The organism is Acidobacteriota bacterium, assembly GCA_033549365.1.
Taxonomy (GTDB): Bacteria; Acidobacteriota; Aminicenantia; order Aminicenantales; family Saccharicenantaceae; genus JAWSUF01.
This window is the reverse complement of record JAWSUF010000016.1, coordinates 19,330-39,662: the sequence shown is the minus strand read 5'-3', so window position 1 is coordinate 39,662 and position 20,333 is coordinate 19,330. Positions and strand designations below refer to the sequence as shown.

Sequence of the window (20,333 nt, the reverse complement as noted above, 5' to 3'; positions counted from 1 at the left end):
GGAGGATGCGCATGACGAAATCGAAAAGGCTCTTGGCTTCGTCCGCCGCGGCCGTTCTGGCCGTCTTCCTGGCGGCCTGCGGCGAGGCGGCTTTCGAACCTCTGCCCGTCACCGAAGATGAGGTTCTGTCCCATATCCGCTTCCTGTCCCACGACCTTCTCGAAGGCCGGGGTCTCGGCAGCCGGGGAATCGAGCTGGCCGCTCTTTATCACGAGGAGTTTTTCCGCCTGTTCGGTCTTGAACCGTTTTTCGGTTCGAGCTACAGGCAGACCTTCGAACTCCGGGGTTCGCTTCCGGACCGGAAGGCCTTGTTCCAGGCCGTCTCCGGCGTCAACCGGATCGTTCCCGTTCTCCATGACGATTTTGTCGTCCAATCCGTGAGAGAGGATGTCCCCGAGGACATTTCCGGAGAACTTGTCTATGCCGGATTTCTCATCCAGGCGCCCGAGAGAAACTGGGACGATATCAAAGGGGCCGACCTTTCGGGCAAGATTCTGCTCTGTGAAATCAATGAGCCGGGAAACCGTCCGGGCGGGATCTTCGACGGCGAGGACATGACATACTACGGACGCTGGCCCTACAAATTCGAAAAGGCGGCCGAACTCGGCGCGGCCGGGGTGATGATCATTCACAACACCCGCGGCGCGGCCTACGGCTGGGATGTCGTCCGAAATTCCTTTGTTCGGGAAAAGTTCTTCATTCCGAACGCCGTTCAGGCGCCCGGATTCCAGGGCTGGATCCACGGCAACCTGGCGGCCCGGATCGTCTCCGAGGCCGGGCTGGACCTTGCGGCTCTTCGGGAAAAGGCCGAGACGGAGGCCTTCGCTCCCGTTCCGTTGGGATTCACGGGGACCGTGCGGCAGAAGCCCGCGTTCCGCTCCATCGAGGCGACCAACGTCGCCGGTCTGATTCGGGCCGGCCACCGGAAGGCGTCCGACCGAACCGTTGTCCTGACCGCCCATTACGATCACCTGGGCAAAGACGAAAATTTGCCGGGAGATCAGATCTACAATGGAGCCGTCGATAACTGTTCGGCCTCGGCCTCCCTGCTGGCCCTGGCCTCCTATTTCGCGCAGCGCCCCGAGGATCTGAAAATCAACCTGGTTTTCGCCGCCGTGACGGCCGAGGAAGAGCTCATGCTCGGCTCGGAATATTTTGTCCGCAACCTGGACATCCCCAATGAAAAAATCGCCGCCAACATCAATTTCGAAATGACCAATGTCTGGGGAGAGACGGAAGACGTCTTCGCCATCGGCGCCGCCCACTCGGACCTGGATGACGTCTGCCGCCGGGCGGCCGAACGGCTGGACCTCCGTTATATTCCGGAACGGAATGCGCATCTGGGCTTTTTCTTCCGGTCCGACCAGATCAGTTTCGCCCGGGGAGGCATTCCCGGCGTCTGGCTTCACCAGGGCATCGTCTCCCGGGGAGAGGACAAGGGCTATGCCCTGAGAAAATTCGAGGAATACCAGAAGACGAAATACCATCAGGTCACGGATGAAATCGAGGACGACTGGGATTTGCGGGGGACGCTGCAGATCATCGCCTGGGCGAGAGAGATCGTGCGCATCCTCGGCGAGGACGACCGGATCCCCGATTTCAAGCCGCACAGCGCCTTCCGTCGTCCGGGCCGTTGACCGGCCGTCCCGGCGGATCGATTCCGCCGTCGCGCACGCCGGCCGTTTCTTCGCCCGGATCCTGCGTCTTTCCGGGAGATTTTCCATTCCGGCCGCGGCTCGAAAAATTCGGCTTGAATTTCCATCGGCTTGTGTTAGAATAGCGTTCAGTCATGGAGAAGACGATCTCACACAAGAGCAGCCGGTTCGCCGACTATCTCAAACCCACCCAGGTCGTCGAGCTCAAAAGCCGGGAAAAAGTCGCCGCGGTCGAAGAGCTTCTCGGCGTTCTGACCAAACAGAAACTCATCGCCAACAAGAAAGTTCTCTTGACCCGGGTCATCGACCGGGAAAACCTGGAATCCACGGCCATCGGTCACGGCGTCGCCCTGCCCCATGCCCGCGTCGACACGGGCGGCGAGATCGGCATCGCCGTCGGACGATCGGGCAAGGGCATCGATTTCGACGCCATCGACGGCGAAAAAGTTCATCTCGTCATCCTGGTCATCTGGAATCCCTCCATTCCCGGGCTTTTCAACCACCTGTTCGCGGGATTGGCCCGCTATCTCATCCGCCCCGAATTCCGCCAGAGGATCTTCGAGGCCCCCGACAAGACGGCGCTCTATACCGTCCTTTCCGAAATCGACCTTGTCCTGCCCCACGAGGAAAAGATCGTCCACAGGGCGGGTTTGCTGAAAAAGCTCCAGGAAATCGAGATGAAAAAGCGGAAGGCCGCCAAGGACCAGATTAAAGCTCTTCAGAAAAACGCCGACATCCTCCGCGAAGAACTCGACGAATCCCTGCTGACGCGCTTCGACCGGCTGATCGAACGCTACGGTTTCGCCGTCGCCGACGCCGTCGACGGCGTCTGCCAGGGCTGCAATATCAATATTTCCACCCAGATGTATTCCGCCATCGAGGGCAGCAACGACATCTACGTCTGCGAAAACTGCGGCAAATTCCTCGTCTCGGTTCGCAAGAAAAAGAAATAGCCCCCTCTTTAATGTCCGCTTTCAGCGTGAGTTCCGATAAAGAGGAAGCTCTCCGGAAAAAAATGGACGATCTGGGCATCCGCGAGGCCGACATCGTCGAAAAGTTCATCCGTTCGGGCGGCCGGGGCGGCCAGAACGTCAACAAGGTCGCGACCTGCGTCTATCTCAAGCACCTTCCGACCGGGATCGAAGTCAAGTGCCAGCGGGAAAGGTCCCAGGCGATCAACCGCTTTTTGGCCCGAAGAATTCTGACCGGCAAAATCGAAAGCCGAGTCCTCGGCGCGCAGAGCGAGGAAGCGCAGAGGATCGCCAAGATCCGCCGTCAGAAAAGAAAACGGTCTCAGCGGGCGAAGGACAAAATGCTCGACGAGAAAAAGAAGCAGGGCGCCAAAAAACGCGACCGGGCCTTCAAACCCGAATCGGATTGATTCCGCGTTCGTGCGTGTCGGGCCACCAGGATTTCAGGAGGCGCCGGCCAGGCGGACGAGCGCGGCCAGCATGAGGTTGGCCCCCTTCTCGATGTCGTCCCAGGAGGCGCTCTCTCCGGGGGCGTGGCTGAGGCCGTCGGCGCAGGGGATGAAGATCAGACCGGAATCGCAGAGCCCGGCCAGGATCTGGGCATCGTGTCCGGCGCCGCTCGAAAGGCGCATCGAGGGATAGCCGAGCGTCCGGCATTCCTCCTCGAGCAATCCGGTGATCCGCGGCGAAACCGCAACCGGATCGGTCCGGTCGACGATCCGGGAGACGAACTCCAGTCCGCGCGCCTTCCCCACGTCCAGAGCCAGGGCGAGCAGTTCCTTTTCCATGTTTTCAAGGGCTTCGGCCGACAAGCTCCTGAAATCGAGCGAAAAGTCGGTCTGGCCCGGAACGACGCTGAAGGATCCGGGATGGAGGACGGCCTTGCCGATCGTCACGAGGCTGCCGTAATGGTTTGCGGCGACGTGGCGCGTTCCCCGAAGGGCGAAGTCGGCCAGGCCGAGAAAAGCGTCCCGCCGCAATTCGAGCGGCGTCGTTCCGCCGTGGGCGGCGACCCCGGCGAAGGAACACCAGCGGTATTGCTTGCCGGAAAATGCCTCGACCACGCCGATCGGGATTTCCTCGGTTTCGAGAACGGTTCCCTGTTCGATGTGAAGTTCGAGGAAGGCCTCGATCTCCGGACGCTCCTTGTGGGCTTGGAGGACTCCGTCGACGGTGAATCCCGCGCTTTCGAGAATATCCTTGAGCGGCGGACCCAGAAGCGTCTTTCCGGCCAGAACCGCTTCGCGATCCAGTCGGCCGGTGAAGGCCCGGCTGCCGAGGAAATCACCGACGAGGTTGCCTTCCTCGTCGGTGAAAGCGGCGACCTGTAGAGGCCGGCAGACCGGGAGATTCTCCTCGCGGATCCGGCGCAGGCATTCCAGCGCAATGCAGACGCCCGCGGCGCCGTCGAACATCCCACCCTGGAGAACCGTGTCGATGTGCGATCCGGCCATGACGGCCTTGCCCGCGCCTTCGAGGCAGCCGAAGATGTTTCCGGCGCCGTCGACACGGTAGAGGAGTCCGGCCTCGAGAATCCGGTCCTTCAGCCAGGTCCGGGCTTCGAGGTCGGCCCGGCTGAAGGAGGGACGGCTGACGCCTCCCTCGGGCGTCCTTCCGATCCGGCCCAGGGCTTCGATGTCGTTTCTGAGGCGTCCGATATCGACTTGCGGCGGCATATTCTCCCCCTTTATGGTTCTAGGGACGACGGCAGAGGAGCGCGATCATTTCGCGCACGGCGCGTTCGATGCCGACGACGGCGGATCGGGCGACGATGGAAAACCCGATGCTGAGCTCGGCGATTTCGGGAACGGCGACAATGGGCGCGACGTTCCGGTAATCCAGGCCGTGTCCGGCGTGGACCTCGAGCCCCGCCGCCGCGGCCTGTTTGGCCGCCTTTCGGACATCATCCAGGGTTTTGTCGCGACGGTCCGGTTCGGCGTCGGCGTAGGGTCCGGTGTTGATCTCGACAAGATCGACGCCCGTCTCCCGGCATGCCAAGATCTGGTCTTCGCCGGTGTCGACGAAAATGCTGACGCGGATGCCCGCCGCTTTCAACTCGCCGACGAAGGCCTTCAGACGCTCGACCTGGGGGACGACGTTCAGTCCGCCCTCGGTCGTCAGCTCATCCGGCTTTTCCGGGACCAGGGAAACCACGTGAGGCCGGATCTCGAGGGCGACGGCTTTCATTTCGTCCGTCGCGGCCATCTCGACATTGAGTTTCGTTTTGACGGTTTGGCGCAGGAGCCGCAGGTCGCGTTCCTTGATGTGGCGCCGGTCGGCCCGGATGTGGGTGACGATGCCGACGGCGCCCGCCTGTTCGGCCAGGAGGGCGACCAGGACGGGTTCGGGTTCGGCGCCGCGCCGCGCCTCCCGGAGAGTCGCAAAATGATCGATGTTTACGGAAAGATGCATGGCCATCCTCGAAGCTATTTTTTCTTGGCGGGAGCGGGTTCCGGCTCCTCGGTCTTTTCCATCTGGATTTTCACCCGGACTTTGGTTTGCGGCGTGACCAGGCGCATTTCCGGGCGGGGAAGGATCAGGTCGGCGTCGATTTCGGTCGAGTCCGTGAGGGCGGCGAGATTGATCGGCGTGGTCGTGACCTTGTCCGTCTTCAGAATCTTGCTCTCGGGCCCTTTGACTTCGACCTGGGGCGGAACGACCTCGATCTTGAGGAGTTTCAGGCCTTCAGCCGGTTTCCCGATAAGCGTGGGAACAATGTCCAGGCCGATCTGAGCCGTGTTTTCCAACCGGAGATCGACCTTGCTGGGGGTGATCCTGAGGACTTCCGCTCCCGGCGGCAGCGAGATCATGGATTGGTTGAGCGGATACTCCTCCTGGTAGATCGTGGCTTTCTCAAGGTCCAGCTTGGCGACGACGTTGGCCGGCGTGATCTGGTCGATGATGCGCATGCGGGCCCGGACGGTGACGTCCACGGAGACCGCCGGCTTTTCGACGAGTTCCATGTCGGGGGGAATATTCCGCGTCTCGAGCGGGATGGTCAGGGTTTTTTCGGAATAGGTTTTTTCCTCCGGAATGAGAATCAGCCAGAGAGCGAGGGCCAGCAGGACGGCGAAAAGTTTCAGCCCCCAGTTCCGGACGAAAAGATCGCGGATAAGGCTCATCGGGCGTTCCTCAGGTATTTCACGAGCCGCTCCCGCATCCGGCCGCTGTCTTCAAACTTTTCGATCGTTCCCCGGACGGCCAGGGAAATCGTCCCGGTCTCTTCGGAGACGACGATAATCGCGGCGTCGGTCTCCATGGACAGCCCGACGGCGGCCAGGTGGCGCGTCCGGGTCACGATGGGGCCGCTGAGCTTGTGGGTTGCGGGAAGGGGAAGCAGGCAACCCGCGGCGACGATGGTGTCGCCGCGGATAATGACGGCGCCGTCATGGAGAGGGGAGTGGGGAAAAAAGAGACTGACGAGGAGATCCTTGGACAGCAGGGCATTGACGGCCGTCCCGCGCTGGGCGTAACTCGCCAGCGAAATCTCCTTTTCGACGGCGAGCAGGGCGCCGATTCTCCTTTGTGACATGTAATCCAGGGCCCGGAAAAGGTCATCCATCTTTTCCTGAAGGGAGCGAAACGAGAAAGGCCTCCGCAGCGAGCGGGACCCGATGCCCGTCAGAAAACGCCGGATTTCCGCCTGGAAAAGGACGATGATGAGAATGATGAAGTAATTGATGAACGAACGGATGATCCGGTTGGAGACGGAGAGTTTGCCCCACTCCGTAATCAGGAACAGGATGCCGACGAGGCCGAGTCCGATGGCCATCTGATAGGCCTTGGTGTCCTTGATGAGGCGGAGAAACGAATAGAGGATGAAGGCCACGAGGACGATGTCCAGAAAATCTCCGAGCGTGATGTGCCGGAGGGTGCCGAGAATTTCAGCCGGCATGGGAGACGTTCTCCTTGACGGCTTCGGCCACGTGCAGGGCCCGCCGGACGGCGCCGACGTCGTGGACGCGGAGGATATGGGCGCCCCGGTCGGCGCAGAGGACGGCGGCGGCGATCGTCCCTTCGAGTCGGTCGGAAGCGGGAAGGTCCAGGATGCGGCCGATGAAGGCTTTGCGCGAGACGCCGACGCAGACGGGACGGCCGAGATCGAGAAAGGCATCCAGACCGTCGATGAGGGCCAGATTGTCCTCGAGCCTTTTGCCGAAGCCGATTCCCGGGTCGACGGCCAGGCTCTCTTCCGGAAGTCCGGCTTCGACGGCCGCATGGATGCGGTCCTTCAGGAATCCCCGGACTTCCCCGAGGACATCCTCGTAATGGGGGGCGTCCTGCATGGTCTGGGGCGTTCCCTGCATGTGCATGAGGATGACGGCCGCGCCGAACCGGGCGGCCGTCGCGGCCATATCCGGGTCGAAGCGCAGGGCGCTGATGTCGTTGACGATGCCGGCGCCTGCCTCGAAAGCGGCCCGGGCCACGGCGGCTTTGGTCGTGTCGATCGAAAGGGGAAGATCGATCTCCCGCCTCAGGGCCCGGATGACCGGAACGACGCGCTCGATCTCCACCTCGGCGGAAACGGGCAGGGACCCGGGGCGGCTGCTTTCGCCGCCGATGTCGAGGATGTCGGCCCCTTCGGCGGCCATATCCAGTCCGCGGGCGACGGCCTTGTCCTTATCCAGATAGATTCCCCCGTCCGAGAACGAGTCGGGGGTGACATTGAGGATGCCCATAACGAGCGCCCTCCCGCCGAAAGACAAATTGCCGTTGGAGAGTCGCAGTTTCGGGGCCGTCCGTTTCATCGTTTCAAGGTTTTGAGTTTGCCGTGTCCTCATCGTTAACGGGGGCGTCGCCGGATTTTTCCGCTTCTTTGTTCTCCGGCGCGGCCTCCTTCGCTTTGTCGCCGTTGATGACGGCCATGATTTCGTCCGAACTCAGCACCTCCTTTTCCAGGAGGAGAACGGCGATTTTTTCGAGCTTGTCGCTGTTCGCTTCCAGCAGCTCGTTGGCCCGGGCATAACATCTCATGATGATGCCCTTGACCTCTTCGTCGATGCGTTCCGAAGTCTTTTCGGAATAGTTCTTGTTCATGGCCAGGTCGCGGCCCAGGAAGATCAGCTCGTCGTGATCTCCGAATGTCATGGGTCCCAGGTCGGACATGCCCCACTGGCAGACCATCTTGCGGGCGATCTCGGTCGCCTTTTCGAAATCGTTGGCCGATCCCGTGGTCGTTTTTTTGAGAAAAAGCACTTCCGTGACCCGGCCGGCCAGAAGAACGGACAACTGGGCCTCAAGATAATCCTTGGTGTATGTGTAACGATCGTCCAGGGGCAGTTGCTGGGTCAATCCCAGGGCCAGTCCCCGGGGGATGATGGTCACCTTGTGAATGGGGTCGGCTTCGGGAATGAGCGCGGCGATCAGGGCGTGCCCGGCCTCGTGGTAGGCGGTATTGCGCTTTTCCTCGTCGCTGATGATCATGCTCTTGCGCTCGACGCCCATGAGGACTTTGTCCTTGGCATATTCCAGGTCCTTCATGGTGACCGATTCCTGGTCGAGACGGGCGCCCTGGAGAGCGGCCTCGTTGATGAGGTTGGCCAGGTCGGCCCCGGAGAAACCGGGTGTCGAACGGGCGATGACCTTGAGGCTGACGTCCTCGTGAACCGGGATATTCTTGATGTGGACGTTGAGAATCTCTTCGCGGCCCTTGACGTCGGGCATGGGCACCACGATCCGGCGGTCGAACCGTCCCGGCCGGAGCAGAGCACCGTCCAAAATGTCGGGCCGGTTGGTGGCGGCGATGACGATCGTGCCTTCATTGGCGGTGAAGCCGTCCATTTCGACGAGGAGCTGGTTTAATGTCTGCTCCCGTTCGTCGTGGCCGCCGCCCAGGCCGGCGCCCCGCTGGCGCCCGACGGCGTCGATCTCGTCGATGAAGACCAGACACGGCCCCTGTTTTTTGGCCTGTTCGAAGAGGTCGCGAACCCGGGAAGCGCCGACGCCGACGAACATCTCGACGAAGTCGGATCCCGAAATGGAGTAAAAGGGCACATTGGCCTCGCCCGCGACGGCCCGGGCCAGCAGGGTTTTGCCCGTCCCCGGAGCGCCGACCAGAAGCACCCCCTTGGGGATCCGGCCGCCGAGTTTCTGGAATCTCTGGGGGTCCCTAAGAAAGCCGATGATTTCCTGGAGTTCCTCCTCGGCCTCTTCAACTCCGGCCACGTCCTTGAAGGTCACTTTTTTGAGCTGGCCGGAGAACAGCTTGGCCTTGCTCTTTCCGAAGGACATGGCTTTGTTGCCGCCGGACTGCATCTGGCGCATGAAAAAGACCCAGAACAGGATCAGGATAACGATGGGGAACCAGCCGAAGAGGTAGGAAAACCAGGGGCTTCGCGAGGTGTCCTTGACGTTGATTTCAACGCCGGCGGCCCTGAGGATGGGAACCAGATCGTCGTACTGGGCGGGGATGACCGTTTTGAATTCCGTGCCGTCCCGGAACTTGCCGTGGACCTGGTTGTCGGAAATGGTCACTTCGGAGACGCGTTTCTGCTCAGCGTGGTCGATGAAACGGCTGAAATTGATCTCCTCGCTTCTGGGAGTCGGGGATTGGACGAGACTCCAGACAAGAGCGATGAGAATCCCGGCGGCGATCCAGAAAAACAGGTTCTTTGGAGGTTTATTTTTCGGCCCGGCCATAATGTAATCCTTTACACTGGTATTCTAGCATGTTTCCCTCGATAAGTTAACCCGATCGATGCACCTTGCATCTGCAGCCGCCTCGACTCGTGAATAGATTCGGCACCGTCTTGACAACCGCGGCCCGATACGATAAACGATGGGCCGTGAGTCTCCATCCCGTCGATCTCGCCGTCATCGCCGTTTATCTCGTCGCCGTCGCCCTCGTGGGGATCGTCATCCGCAAGCGGGCCACCAAGCGCCTCGACTCCTACTACCTCGCCGACCGCAACGTGCCCTGGTGGATGCTCGGCCTGTCCGGCTGTTCGAGCTACATCGACATCGGCGGCACGATGTCCATGATCGGCGCGCTGTTTTACCTCGGCATGAAAGCGGCCTGGGCCACCCATATTTACTGGGGCTGGTTCATCATCTGCTTCTATATGGCCTTCCAGGCCAAGTGGATCCGCCGATCGGGCGTCATGACCTTCGCCGAGTGGAATGTCACGCGTTTCGGAAAGACGCGCGACGCCGAGGCGGCCCGGGTCTCGGCCGCGCTGTTTCTGCTCGTCCTCATGATCTGCAATCTCATGTTCATCTCGGTCGGCATCGGCAAGTTCGCCGAAGAATTTCTGCCCTTCGGCCGGATCGAATCCACACTCATCGTCCTGGCCGTCGTCGGCGTCTACGTCACGCTGGGCGGGTTCTTCGGCGTCATCCTCACCGATATCCTGCAGACCTTCCTTATCGCCTGCGGGGCCGTCATCCTGGCCATCATGGTCTTCAGCCGGGGCGACTTGAGCGGCCTCACCGCGGCCAAGGACCCGGCCTGGTTTTCTCTGACGCCGTCGTGGACGCTCTGGCCGGGTTTTCTGGAGACGACGCCGCCCGCCTACCAGCATTTTCATTTTCTGGGTCCGATCATGCTGGCGGGGTTCCTCTGGCTGATCTTCCGGGTTCTGGCCGGGCCCAACGTCTGGGATTTCCAGTTTTTCCTGACCACCCGGTCGCCGCGTGACGCCCAGCTTGCCGGGGGCATGTGGACCGTGGGCTACACCCTCCGCTGGGTCATCGGCTCGGCTTTTCTCGTCCTCGGCATTCTGTCGCTCGGACCCCGGGCCGGGTTCGATGCCGAGAAAATCATGCCGCTTGTTCTCAAGAGCCTGCCCGTCGGGCTCCGCGGCGTGTTCATGGCCGTGCTTCTCGCCGCCCTGATGTCCACGATCAGCGCCATGATCAATGTCACAAGCTCGGTCGTCATCAACGACTTCGTCAAACGCTATTTCGCCCGCGGCCTGTCACAGAAAGCCCTTGTCCGTCTGGGCCAGCTCGCCTCCGTCGGCGCCCTCGGCCTGGGCTTCTATTTCAGCCTTTCGTTCACCGATGTCGTCACGGCCTGGGAAACCATGATCTTCATCGTCGTCACGGTCATCCTCGTCCCGGCCACGCTGCGCTGGCACTACTGGCGGTTCAGCGCAGGGGCCTTCGTCTGGAGCATGGGGGTTTCGGCCGCGCTCATCCTGATCCGGAAAATCGTGCTGGGCGGTTTGAGCGCCCACAACTCCCTGGGTCTGGACATGGGGATGTGTCTTACGGCGACGCTCGTCATCACCCACCTTCACAAACCGACCGATATGGACGTCCTCGTCCGGTTTTACTCCCGGATCCGGCCGTTCGGTTTCTGGGGCCCCGTCCGGCGCGAAGCCGTCCGCCGGGGGCTTGTCCCGGAGAAGGACAAGATGCCCGCCGTCGACGCCCTCAACGGATTCATCACGGCGGGATTCCAGTTCTCGCTGGCCCTCATGCCCTTCACGCTCTTTCTCAGGCGATGGGCCGAGTTCGCGTTTTGGACCGCGGCCGCCGTCGTTCTGGCCGTCGTCCTGTACTTCACCTGGTACAAAAACCTGCCGCCCCGCGACGAGCTTGTCGAGATCGAGTCGCCGTGACCGGGACCGGAAGAAGACACCGCGCCCTTACAGCCATGATGGAGGCCGGGATCAAGGCGATGAGGCGGAAATGAAAGACATGACGAACATGAATAAAGAGAAACGGCCGTCGCTTCATCTGATCTGCAACGCCCATCTCGACCCCGTCTGGCAGTGGCGCTGGACGGAAGGCGCCTCGGAAGCCCTGGCGACGTTCCGTGCGGCCTGCGAAATCCTGCAGGAACACACCACGCTCATTTTCAATCACAATGAGGCCGTTCTCTACCGCTGGGTCGAAAGGTATGACCCCGCCCTTTTTGCCGAGATCCGGCGGCTGGTCTCGGCCGGGCGCTGGGCCGTCGCCGGGGGCTGGCACCTCCAGCCCGACGTCAATCTTCCCGGCGCCGAGTCCCTCATCCGGCAGATCGCCGAGGGGCGGCTCTATTTCCGGGAAAAATTCGGCGCCCGGCCCGCCGTCGCCACCAACTTCGACTCCTTCGGCCACGGCGCCGGTCTGCCTCAGATTCTGCACAGGGCCGGATATGAGCTTTATGTCTTCATGCGTCCCCAGGCGGACGATCTCGGTCTTCCGGCCGATCTTTTTCGCTGGCGCGGCGTCGACGGGTCCGAGATCCCGGCTTATCGAATTTCCGCCGGACTCTATCACACCGAACGCGACAACATCGAACGGAGATTGGAGGAAGGCACCGCCCTGGCCCTCCGGCTGGGCCGCGACGTTCCCGTTTTCTGGGGACTCGGCAACCACGGCGGCGGGGCGACGCGGGAGGATCTCCGGCGGATCGACGCCTTCGCGGCCCGGGAAAAACGGGTCCGGATTCTCCACGGGACGACGGACGGTTTTTGGGCTGCGATCCGGGAGGCCGCCCGCACGGCACCCGTCTTCGAGGGCGAGCTTCAGAGAGTCTTCCCCGGCTGTTACACGTCTTTGAGCCGACTCAAGCGGGCCGCCGTGCGGAGTCTCGGGAGACTCGTGCAGACCGAGGCGCTCTGTGCTGCCGCCTGGTCGGCCCGGGGCGCGGACTACCCGGAGTCCGAGCTTCGAGAGGCCTGGCGGGCTCATCTCTTCAACGATTTTCATGACGTGATCACCGGAACCTGCGTCGAAACCGCCGAACAGGACGCCCTCGATCTCTACGGCAAGGTTGCGGAATCGGCCCGGAAACTCCGTCTGGGCGCGGCGGCGGCCTTTGCCCGCGGCAGCGGTAAAAGTCCGGCGCTGCCGGTGACCGTTCTCAATGCCAACCCGGGTTTGACGCGCGTTCCCGTGGAGTTCGAGGTCATGGCCGACTACCGTCCTCCGGCCCCGGGGCCTTGGCACATGAGACTGTTCGGTGAGAACGGGAAGGACATCCCGTGTCAGGAGGAACAGGCCGAGGCGCTCCTGCCCTTCAATGCCTGGCGCCGGAAAATCGTTTTCCTCGGGGATCTTCCCGGAGTGGGGGCGGCCCGTTATACCCTGGGCGCATTCCCGGGAAAAAAGGCGTCAGTGGCGGTCCGAACCCCATCGCCCCTTGTTCATGCCGTCGACAAGAAGAGCGGCCTTGTCGAGTCGCTCAAACGGCGCGGCGGACCGGAATGTCTGGCCGGAGGGCTGTTCGAACCGCTGGCCGTCGTCGACGAGGACGATTCCTGGGGCACAGGCTCCGGCGGCCGGCGAAAAACCGCCGGGCGGTTCCGGCTCGAACGCCCGCCGCGGGTTCTCGTCCGAGGTCCCGTCCGGACGATCGTTCAGTCCGTCTTCGGCTGGAAAAAGAGCCGGGTGGTCATGGAGACGATCGGTTATCCCGAACTGCCTTTCCTCGAATTCCGATTGCGCGTCCATTGGAACGAGGAGAGGCGCAGGCTCAAGCTCCGCATTCCCGGGGCCTTCGATCCGGCCCGTCTTTTCTGCGAAATTCCGGCGGGCGCCGTGGAGCTTCCGCCCGACGATCTGGAGCACGTCCACGGCCGGTGGTTTCTTCTTTCGGGCCGGGCAAGGGGGAGAGACGCAGCCCTCGGTGTTGCAAGTTCCGGACAGCACGGCCTGGATTTCCGGGCGGGGGAGGCCCGCCTTTCCGTCCTTCGGAGTTCGGCCTACTGCCATGAGCGGGGCTTCCGGATCGGCTCCGAAGGCCCGGTCCGGAAATTCGCCGATCTCGGTGTCCACGAGATCCGGTTGATGGCGATGGCCGGAGAGCCGGACGAGATCAAAAGATTCCTTCCGGCTCTGGCCGACGGTCTGGCCGCGCCGCCTGCGGCCTTCCCGCATCTTCCCAGCCTCTTTTCGAAGGGGTCCGGCGGGAAGGCGGGCGGCCGTATGGAAGTCATGGATTCTCTGCCTCCTTCGATCCGGCTTCTGGCTCTGAAAAGATCCTGGGACGGCCGGGCGCTGATCGTCCGTCTTCAGGAATCGACGGGAAAAAAGGCCTCAATCCGTTTGAAATGCGCCGGATCGGCGCCCCGGCGATTGATGTTTTCTCCCTTTGAAATCAAGACATTGCGGATCGAAAAAGGCCGGCCGCTCCGGGAGGTTGCCCTCCTCGAAGAAACCTGAGCCGGCGCGGCTAATCGCCGGAGATGAGATCGGAGGGTGATTTATCCTCTCTCAGTTCCCCGCGGAAGGGTATTTGCGCAATTCGCCCTCCCAAATAGAATTGTGAAGCGGGCTTCCGCAGACAAGAGCCCGGGATCTTTACAAAGTCGGGCTCCTGCTTTATATTAATGTGAAATGGGGAGCACAACCACGATGCGCGGCTTCACGCTGATCGAAATTCTTGTCACCGTGGCCATCATCAGCATCTTGTCTCTGGCGTCGTATCCGTACATCATGAACACCCTGGAAACCCGGAGCCTGGAAAACGGCGCCCGGGAGATCCTGACCGTTCTTCAGACGTCGCGCTACCGGGCCATCGACACGAAGGACAACCACCGTGTTCGTTTTTATCAGGATGGGACGAATTGGCGCATGATCATCGAACGGGAGACCTCGGCCGGAAACTGGGAGCCGTCGCGAGGTTTTGCCCCGAGAACGATTTCTCCTAAATTCAATGTCACCGTCAGGCTCCCCGCGGGGGAATCCGTGGTGTTTTCTTCCTTGGGCGTTGTCGAAAATTTCGTTAGCACGGCAAACTCTCTGGAGCTTCAAAGTGACAGGCTCAAGGGACAGAATCAGCCCGACCTGAGGATCGTCAGATTCTACAGCGGCGGATCGGTCCACTACATCAAGACGACGAGTTGACGATGAAGACGACTAAAAGTGTGAATATGATGAAAAGATTGATGAGCAGCCGGCGGCGCCGGAGCGAAGGCTTTTCTCTCATCGAAGTCCTCGTGGGCATTTCCGTTCTGGCCGTGGCCGTCATCGGTCTTGCCCAGCTCTTTCTCCTGTCCGTGATGAACAACGTCCGCTCCGGAGACATCACGAGCGCCGTCTTCCTGGCCCAGCAGCAGGTCGACTATCTCCGGACCCTGACGCGGGACGAGCTCCTGGCTTTTCCCAACACCGCGGCCGGAGAATCGTCGGACGAGCAGCTCGACATCAACGCCGACGGCACGGTGAATTACCGGCGGTTGACGCTGGTCTTTTTCCAGGATCCGCAGTTCAATATCCGTGTTCTGGTTTTTCCGGGTTCGAGAGCGGACACGAGCGAGACCGATCTTCTGGCCGATCCCCGGCGGGAGAGAGTCCAGGCCGACATCCATACCATGATCAGCAGGTGATATGATGGTCCAACGAAAAGGTTTCACTCTGATCGAGCTTCTGATCGGAAGCGCCATCATGCTGGTTGTCGTCATCGGGGCGCTGACGGTCTATTCCCGCAGCAATAAGATCTCGGTCGATCAGAACCAGTACGCCGAACTCCAGCATGACGTCCGTTCGGCCATGTATCTCATGATGCGCGACATCCGCATGGTCGGCGCGGGTCTTCCCGTAGAATTCAATATGTACGGCCTCGAGGGTTGGGACAACGAATCCCAGGGTGCGACGGTCCAGCCCGACCGTTTGCGTATCATGGGGAATATGGAAGATCCGCTACACATCGTCATCCAGAGCTATTCCGGAGGAGTAGGTGGAGGGGCGGCCAATGCGGAACTTATCGATTTCAGTCTTGAACAGTATCCCTACCCCGACGAATACTATGTGTTCAAAACCGCCCTCATTCTGCCCAATCCTGCCTCGGGATGTCGTGAGGGAGCGATCCGGACAATCACCCACGTTACGCATTCAGCGACTGGAGGGAATGAGAAGATGAACTTTTCCCCCGGGCTGGCACCGGGAATCAATCCGCCGGGCGGACTGGTTTCCGACGGAGGCTGTGCCGCTGCGGATTGGACCGGGGGCGTCATTGTCTTTGTCAACGTCCTGGAATATTGGCTCGATGTCACGGGATCCATGGCCGGATTGACGGCCGGCGTGAACGGCTATCTCGGCATTCCCGACGTCCTTTATGTCACCAAGAATGCCGTCCACTTCCCCCTGGCGCAAAATGTCGAGAATTTTCAGCTTCAGTATAACGGCGACCTTGACGAAGACGGACAGCTTGACGGATTTCGGGATTGGGATGCCAACTGGACCCTTGACGATGTCGGCCGGATCCGCCAGATCAGGGCCTGGATTCTGGGCCGGACGCCGAATCCCTTCATCGGCCTTGGAGGGCAGCCTCCAAACGATATCCACCATTACCGCAGACCCCTGATTGCCAATTCCCCGGCCGCGATCGACGACGATAATCACCGCAGATTTCTCCTCGAATCCACAGCCAATATCCGCAACATGTCCCTCAACCTCTACAACCGGGGGGAACGATGAGACATGAGCGGGGCTCAACGTTCATCGTCGTCATTCTCGTCAGCGCCTTTCTGCTGACCGTCGGTGTCGCTTTGTTAACCGTGACGGGCGCAGGCCCGAAAGCTGCCGGGAACATCCGCAACCAGAACGAGGCTTTCAGCGCTGCCGAGGCGGGATTCGAGGCCGGCCGGATGGCCATCGAGCAGAATTTTCTGGCCGGGCAGTGGAGCAGCTTTTCCGGGGTCTATCTCCTGGATCCGTCGGGCATCGACTACCCCCTCGCCAGCGGCTATTTCCGAAAGCTGACGGATGAGGAGATTCTCGCGGCGATCAATCCGGCGAGCAACGGCGTGCTATTCTACGACCAGGCGTATGTCCCGACCGGAGAAGGCCAGTTCGATCCGAGGTTTACCTACACGGTCTTTCTGATCGATCCATCGGCTGGAGGCGGGATTTCCAATCCTTCCGAGGCGCTCATGGTCTGCATCGGCGTGGTCCGTTCGGGAACGCGGATTATTGCCACGTCGCGTCTGGAGATCCTGTTCGGCGCAGGGGCCTAGTGTCCGTTCCGCGCATGGGATCCGAAAAAGCTTGCGATGGATGATGGGGAAATTAGGGGTGGGAGTCTGAAGATTAAGGTGAGGCCATGACAAGAACAAAAAAATCAATCTTGATAATGTTTGCCGTTGCGACGGCTCTCGTCACCGCCATCGTGTTCTGGGCTCAGCAGCAGTGCGAGGAAACGAGCGCCACATTCCAGGAAAACTTCAGTTCCACAGACTACAAGGATCATACTGCCAGCGCCATCGGCAACTGGCCGTCCGGGCCGATCCGGCTGTCCCGCCTTGGCGCCAATTTCGCGGTGGCTGAACAAGGAGGAATGGGCGCCCGGATCTATGTCTGTGATGCGGGAGATTTCGATGGCGACGGCTACCCCGATCTCATTGGGTTGGACATCACTCACCAGGCTGATGGTCACGCCACCAACCAATCCCAGCTCAAGCTTATTCGGAATATTTATCCACAAACGCCGGGAGAAGGCCAAATTTTCCAAGTGGATCATTCAAAGGTCTTCGACACCTTTGACAGTCATACAGCACCCGCATCCATCGTTGTGGCCGATTTCAACGGCGACGGGCTTACGGATTTCTTCTTCATGAGAAATTCTCAAGACAGCCTGACGAGCTATGAGAACTTCTCGGCCGTCATGTATATTCAGGTCGATAATGGTGTCCCCGATGATCCCGTTTTCCATCCCCGCAACCAAGCGCCGAATTTGGACTTCACGGCGGCATTTCAGGCCGCCGGAATCTATCACAGTTGGGCGGCTGACCATGTTGCTGCCGTAGATATCGATGGTGACGGTGATATGGATCTTTTGGTCATCAGCAAGGACCAGATCTTCCTTGTCCGGAATCCGGGGCGGCCCGATTTTGCGCTTGAAAACTTTGAAATTGCCGAACTCAACTACGACCAAAGAACGGGATTTTTAAGTACGGGTGCTCAGGGAAGTCGTGGCGGATCGTCTGTTGCTGCGGCGGATTTCCGTAACTCTGGCCACATTGATGTTGTCGGAGGAACTGTCAATGATCAGCCCTTTCTCGTCTATTACCAAAACGATGGCCACGGCTATTTCACTCGAGAAGAAATCGCCATCCCTGACCCCACCTGCACCCGTGTCGTCGCCACAATGGCCGCGGATTTTACAAACAATGGTTGGCCGGATATTTTTGCCGCAACCGATGGGATTGAAGCGGGCACGAACAACGCGAAAATGTGGTTTTTAAGAAATCACGGTTTAAAAGAAATCGAAGTTGAAAGTGTTGTCATCGATCCTGAAACCGGCGAAACAATCACGATCACGGAAACGGTCAGCGAAATTGATTGGGAGTTCATCTGCCTCAACAATTGTGCTCCCATCATTCCCCCGGAATACGACGTGGTCATGAGCGCCGTTCTCGACTACGATCAGGACGGCGACATGGATGTCATCCTGGCCGACGCCAACCATTCCAGTGACTACTATCTCGTTATCAATGAATTGGCTGATGCTTATGCCCTGACGGGAATAGCTCAGTCCACGGTCGTTTCCGAGCCGGTCCTCAATCCGGCTGAGCACTCCATCACAAAAGCCCGGCTGACCCAGCTCCATATGGGTGCAAGAGGCGGCTTGTCAGAAGGACTCAAAGTTGAGATCTGGCTCTCAAACAACGGCGGCCGGAAGTGGGAACTCTATTGGGAGTTTTCCGGCGCTGAGTTGCAGAATTACGCCCATCTTCCCTGGCATGAATTCCATCACTTCGGCGCCCGGCTGAAGTGGAAAGCTCGTCTCTTTGCTGATGAGGACGAGATATTCGATGACTTTGGAGCCGCCATCACGGGAGCATCGAACAATACCCCCACGGTCGGCCTGATTCAGATCGAATATGTCTACGTGGACAGACGTGAATACTCCCGTGCCTCGGCAGCGGCGACAATCACGACTTCAGGAGGGGAGAGCAAGAGACTCATCATTGCCTCGTCCTTCATTTTTCCCGGCTTTAACGGCCAGCTTCGGGCTTACGATGTCACCCAAATTCCGTTGAGCGGAGGGTCCGGTTCCAGCCTCCGCACGGTCACTTCGTCCGATCTCGGATCGGAGACGGGCCGAACCCTGGAGGAGGGTGTTGAGATCTTCTGGGATGCCGGCCTGCTTCTGAGGGACCGGAGCCCTGCCGGTCGGACTGTCTACACAGCCGTCCGTCAGGGCGGCCATTTGGCGAACCCGCTTGTTCGAACCGATTTCACAGCCGCCAATGCCGGGACTCTGGAGGCATTCCTGAAGGATTTCAACAACGATAATGCCGGACTCATTGATTTTATTCGCGGAGAAGGCCGTGATTGGAAACTGGGGGACATCAACCATTCGACGCCTGTCGTTGTCGGGGCTCCCTCTGAAGATCCACTTTACATGGGAGACGGCTATGAGGCATTTGTGAAAGCCCAAAGAGACAGAACCAAAGTCATCTATGTCGGCGCCAATGACGGCATGTTGCACTGTTTCAATGTCCAGACAGGCGAGGAACTCTGGGGGTTCGTCCCTTACAATCTCCTCTCCAGCCTTCGGAATATGTGGGTAGTGGATTCGGCGACGGGGGAGAGATATCTTGGCCACGATGTCTTTGTCGACGGCACACCATCCATCGCAGATGTCCGGATTAACGGAGAATGGAAGACGGTTCTCGTTTGCGGGCAAGGCCCCGGCAGCGGCGGGGCCTATGCGGGTCCCAGTGGAAAGGTTGAGCCAAAGAACTATTATTTCGCGCTCGACATCACGGAACCTGAAAATCCAATTCCTCTTTGGGAATTTACGCACATGTTCAGTAGTCAACAACAATATTATCCATCCGTCGGAGAAACCTGGTCTATTCCGGCCATCGGAAAAATCAAATACAGTGGAGTTGACCGTTGGGCGGCTTTCATGGGGTCAGGCTATAACAACACCGACAGCACGGCCGGGAACAGATTTTATGTAGTCGCGGTCGATACCGGCGAATTGCTCTGGCAAGCCAGCGTCGGGACCGGAGTCGACACAAATGATAAAAAACACCCGGCACCTTACAGTGACATCCTCCCGGTCATCCCAGGATCGCCGGCGGCCTTTGACGCCAATAATAACGGCTATGTCGATTATGTCTATTTCGGAGACCTCGACGGCCGCCTCTGGAAGCTCGAAGTCAATCTGAACAACTGGAAAATGACAACCATTTACTCCGACCGGTTAAACTACCCGATTGTCAGCAAGCCGGCCGTTTGGGTCAATCGATTGTCGGGTGACGGCTTTCCTCGAACATTCTTTGGAACGGGAGGTGACGACAGGGCGCCGAACGACAGAATATATTCCTTCATCGCTCTTCTGGATGGTTCAAAAACCGAGGTTGAATGGTACATGGGCAATCCAACCGCTCTCGGCCTTCCGGAAGCCAAGTCGGTCGGCACATTCGAAGCGGGCGAGAAGGTCTGGGCCGATCCTGTCGTCTCCGATTTCATCGTCTATTTCAGCACCCTCCGGGGAAGCATCGAGAGCGTCAATCCCTGTGTCGACATCGGCGGAGGGGGAAGGCTCTATGCCCGCTACATTCAGAGTACGGCCGGGGTGCCTATCGGAGGGACGGCCTTCAAGCTGTCCGACGGGAGCACGCCCGAAAGCCTCCAGCTTGTGAGCAAGGCCCGGAGGGCCGTGACCGTCGGCGAAGTCCGCCGCGACCAGGGACTCAGCAAACGCGAGATCTACATCCAGGAGTACGATTCCACGATCGAAATGCTGGAGCACTCCATCGGAAACGTCATCCAGATCAAATCCTGGCGTGAGGTCTATAAGATCATCAAATGACGG

The 20,333-nt window shown here is 59.9% G+C and carries 16 protein-coding genes; 10 read left to right on the top strand and 6 right to left on the bottom strand.

The window, feature by feature from the left end:
* The first annotated feature begins 11 nt into the window (after window positions 1–11).
* The 3 genes from SCM96_14640 to SCM96_14630 all read left to right on the top strand — a co-directional run bounded on the left by SCM96_14640 (window position 12) and on the right by SCM96_14630 (window position 3,036).
* Window positions 12–1,637 (top strand): M28 family peptidase, encoded by a 1,626-nt coding sequence (locus SCM96_14640; GenBank protein ID MDW7761861.1) that lies wholly within the window; start codon window positions 12–14, stop codon window positions 1,635–1,637.
* A gap of 152 nt (window positions 1,638–1,789) precedes the next feature.
* A complete protein-coding gene (locus SCM96_14635; protein ID MDW7761860.1) occupies window positions 1,790–2,608 on the top strand; it encodes a PTS sugar transporter subunit IIA in 819 nt (272 codons plus the stop codon).
* An 11-nt stretch (window positions 2,609–2,619) separates the two neighbouring features.
* Window positions 2,620–3,036 (top strand): peptide chain release factor-like protein, encoded by a 417-nt coding sequence (locus tag SCM96_14630; protein MDW7761859.1) that lies wholly within the window; start codon window positions 2,620–2,622, stop codon window positions 3,034–3,036.
* A gap of 33 nt (window positions 3,037–3,069) precedes the next feature.
* On the opposite strand, the gene SCM96_14625 is transcribed toward SCM96_14630, so the two are convergent.
* The 6 genes from SCM96_14625 to ftsH are packed head-to-tail and all read right to left on the bottom strand — an operon-like array spanning window position 3,070 to window position 9,265.
* On the bottom strand, window positions 3,070–4,302 hold the full coding sequence (locus tag SCM96_14625; protein ID MDW7761858.1) for a Zn-dependent hydrolase: 1,233 nt from the start codon (window positions 4,300–4,302) through the stop codon (window positions 3,070–3,072).
* A gap of 19 nt (window positions 4,303–4,321) precedes the next feature.
* The gene (locus SCM96_14620; GenBank protein MDW7761857.1) at window positions 4,322–5,038 is read right to left on the bottom strand and encodes a pyridoxine 5'-phosphate synthase; all 717 of its coding nucleotides are present in this window, start codon (window positions 5,036–5,038) and stop codon (window positions 4,322–4,324) included.
* Window positions 5,039–5,052: 14 nt separating this feature from the next.
* Complete coding sequence (locus SCM96_14615; GenBank protein MDW7761856.1) at window positions 5,053–5,748, bottom strand: CdaR family protein; 696 nt, start codon at window positions 5,746–5,748, stop codon at window positions 5,053–5,055.
* On the bottom strand, window positions 5,745–6,521 hold the full coding sequence (gene cdaA / locus SCM96_14610; protein ID MDW7761855.1) for a diadenylate cyclase CdaA: 777 nt from the start codon (window positions 6,519–6,521) through the stop codon (window positions 5,745–5,747). Before cdaA ends, SCM96_14615 begins: the two co-directional genes overlap by 4 nt.
* The gene (folP, locus tag SCM96_14605; GenBank protein ID MDW7761854.1) at window positions 6,511–7,374 is read right to left on the bottom strand and encodes a dihydropteroate synthase; all 864 of its coding nucleotides are present in this window, start codon (window positions 7,372–7,374) and stop codon (window positions 6,511–6,513) included. Before folP ends, cdaA begins: the two co-directional genes overlap by 11 nt.
* Before the next feature lie 4 nt (window positions 7,375–7,378).
* The gene (ftsH, locus tag SCM96_14600) at window positions 7,379–9,265 is read right to left on the bottom strand and encodes an ATP-dependent zinc metalloprotease FtsH (GenBank protein MDW7761853.1); all 1,887 of its coding nucleotides are present in this window, start codon (window positions 9,263–9,265) and stop codon (window positions 7,379–7,381) included.
* 146 nt (window positions 9,266–9,411) lie between these two features.
* Between ftsH and SCM96_14595 the strand changes: the two genes are divergently transcribed.
* From SCM96_14595 to SCM96_14565, 7 genes are all read left to right on the top strand, one after another.
* Window positions 9,412–11,190 (top strand): hypothetical protein, encoded by a 1,779-nt coding sequence (locus SCM96_14595; GenBank protein ID MDW7761852.1) that lies wholly within the window; start codon window positions 9,412–9,414, stop codon window positions 11,188–11,190.
* Window positions 11,191–11,260: 70 nt separating this feature from the next.
* Window positions 11,261–13,723 (top strand): hypothetical protein, encoded by a 2,463-nt coding sequence (locus SCM96_14590; GenBank protein ID MDW7761851.1) that lies wholly within the window; start codon window positions 11,261–11,263, stop codon window positions 13,721–13,723.
* 192 nt (window positions 13,724–13,915) lie between these two features.
* Complete coding sequence (locus tag SCM96_14585) at window positions 13,916–14,407, top strand: prepilin-type N-terminal cleavage/methylation domain-containing protein (protein MDW7761850.1); 492 nt, start codon at window positions 13,916–13,918, stop codon at window positions 14,405–14,407.
* Between the two features lie 2 nt (window positions 14,408–14,409).
* Window positions 14,410–14,889 carry a prepilin-type N-terminal cleavage/methylation domain-containing protein gene (locus tag SCM96_14580; GenBank protein MDW7761849.1) on the top strand — a complete coding sequence of 160 codons (480 nt, stop codon included), beginning with the start codon at window positions 14,410–14,412 and terminating at the stop codon, window positions 14,887–14,889.
* Window position 14,890: 1 nt separating this feature from the next.
* Window positions 14,891–15,979, top strand: a complete 1,089-nt coding sequence (locus SCM96_14575) for a prepilin-type N-terminal cleavage/methylation domain-containing protein (protein ID MDW7761848.1) — start codon at window positions 14,891–14,893, stop codon at window positions 15,977–15,979.
* Window positions 15,976–16,518, top strand: a complete 543-nt coding sequence (locus tag SCM96_14570) for a hypothetical protein (protein MDW7761847.1) — start codon at window positions 15,976–15,978, stop codon at window positions 16,516–16,518. The genes SCM96_14575 and SCM96_14570 overlap by 4 nt, the downstream gene beginning before the upstream one ends.
* Before the next feature lie 86 nt (window positions 16,519–16,604).
* Complete coding sequence (locus tag SCM96_14565; GenBank protein ID MDW7761846.1) at window positions 16,605–20,330, top strand: PilC/PilY family type IV pilus protein; 3,726 nt, start codon at window positions 16,605–16,607, stop codon at window positions 20,328–20,330.
* Window positions 20,331–20,333: the final 3 nt, after the last annotated feature.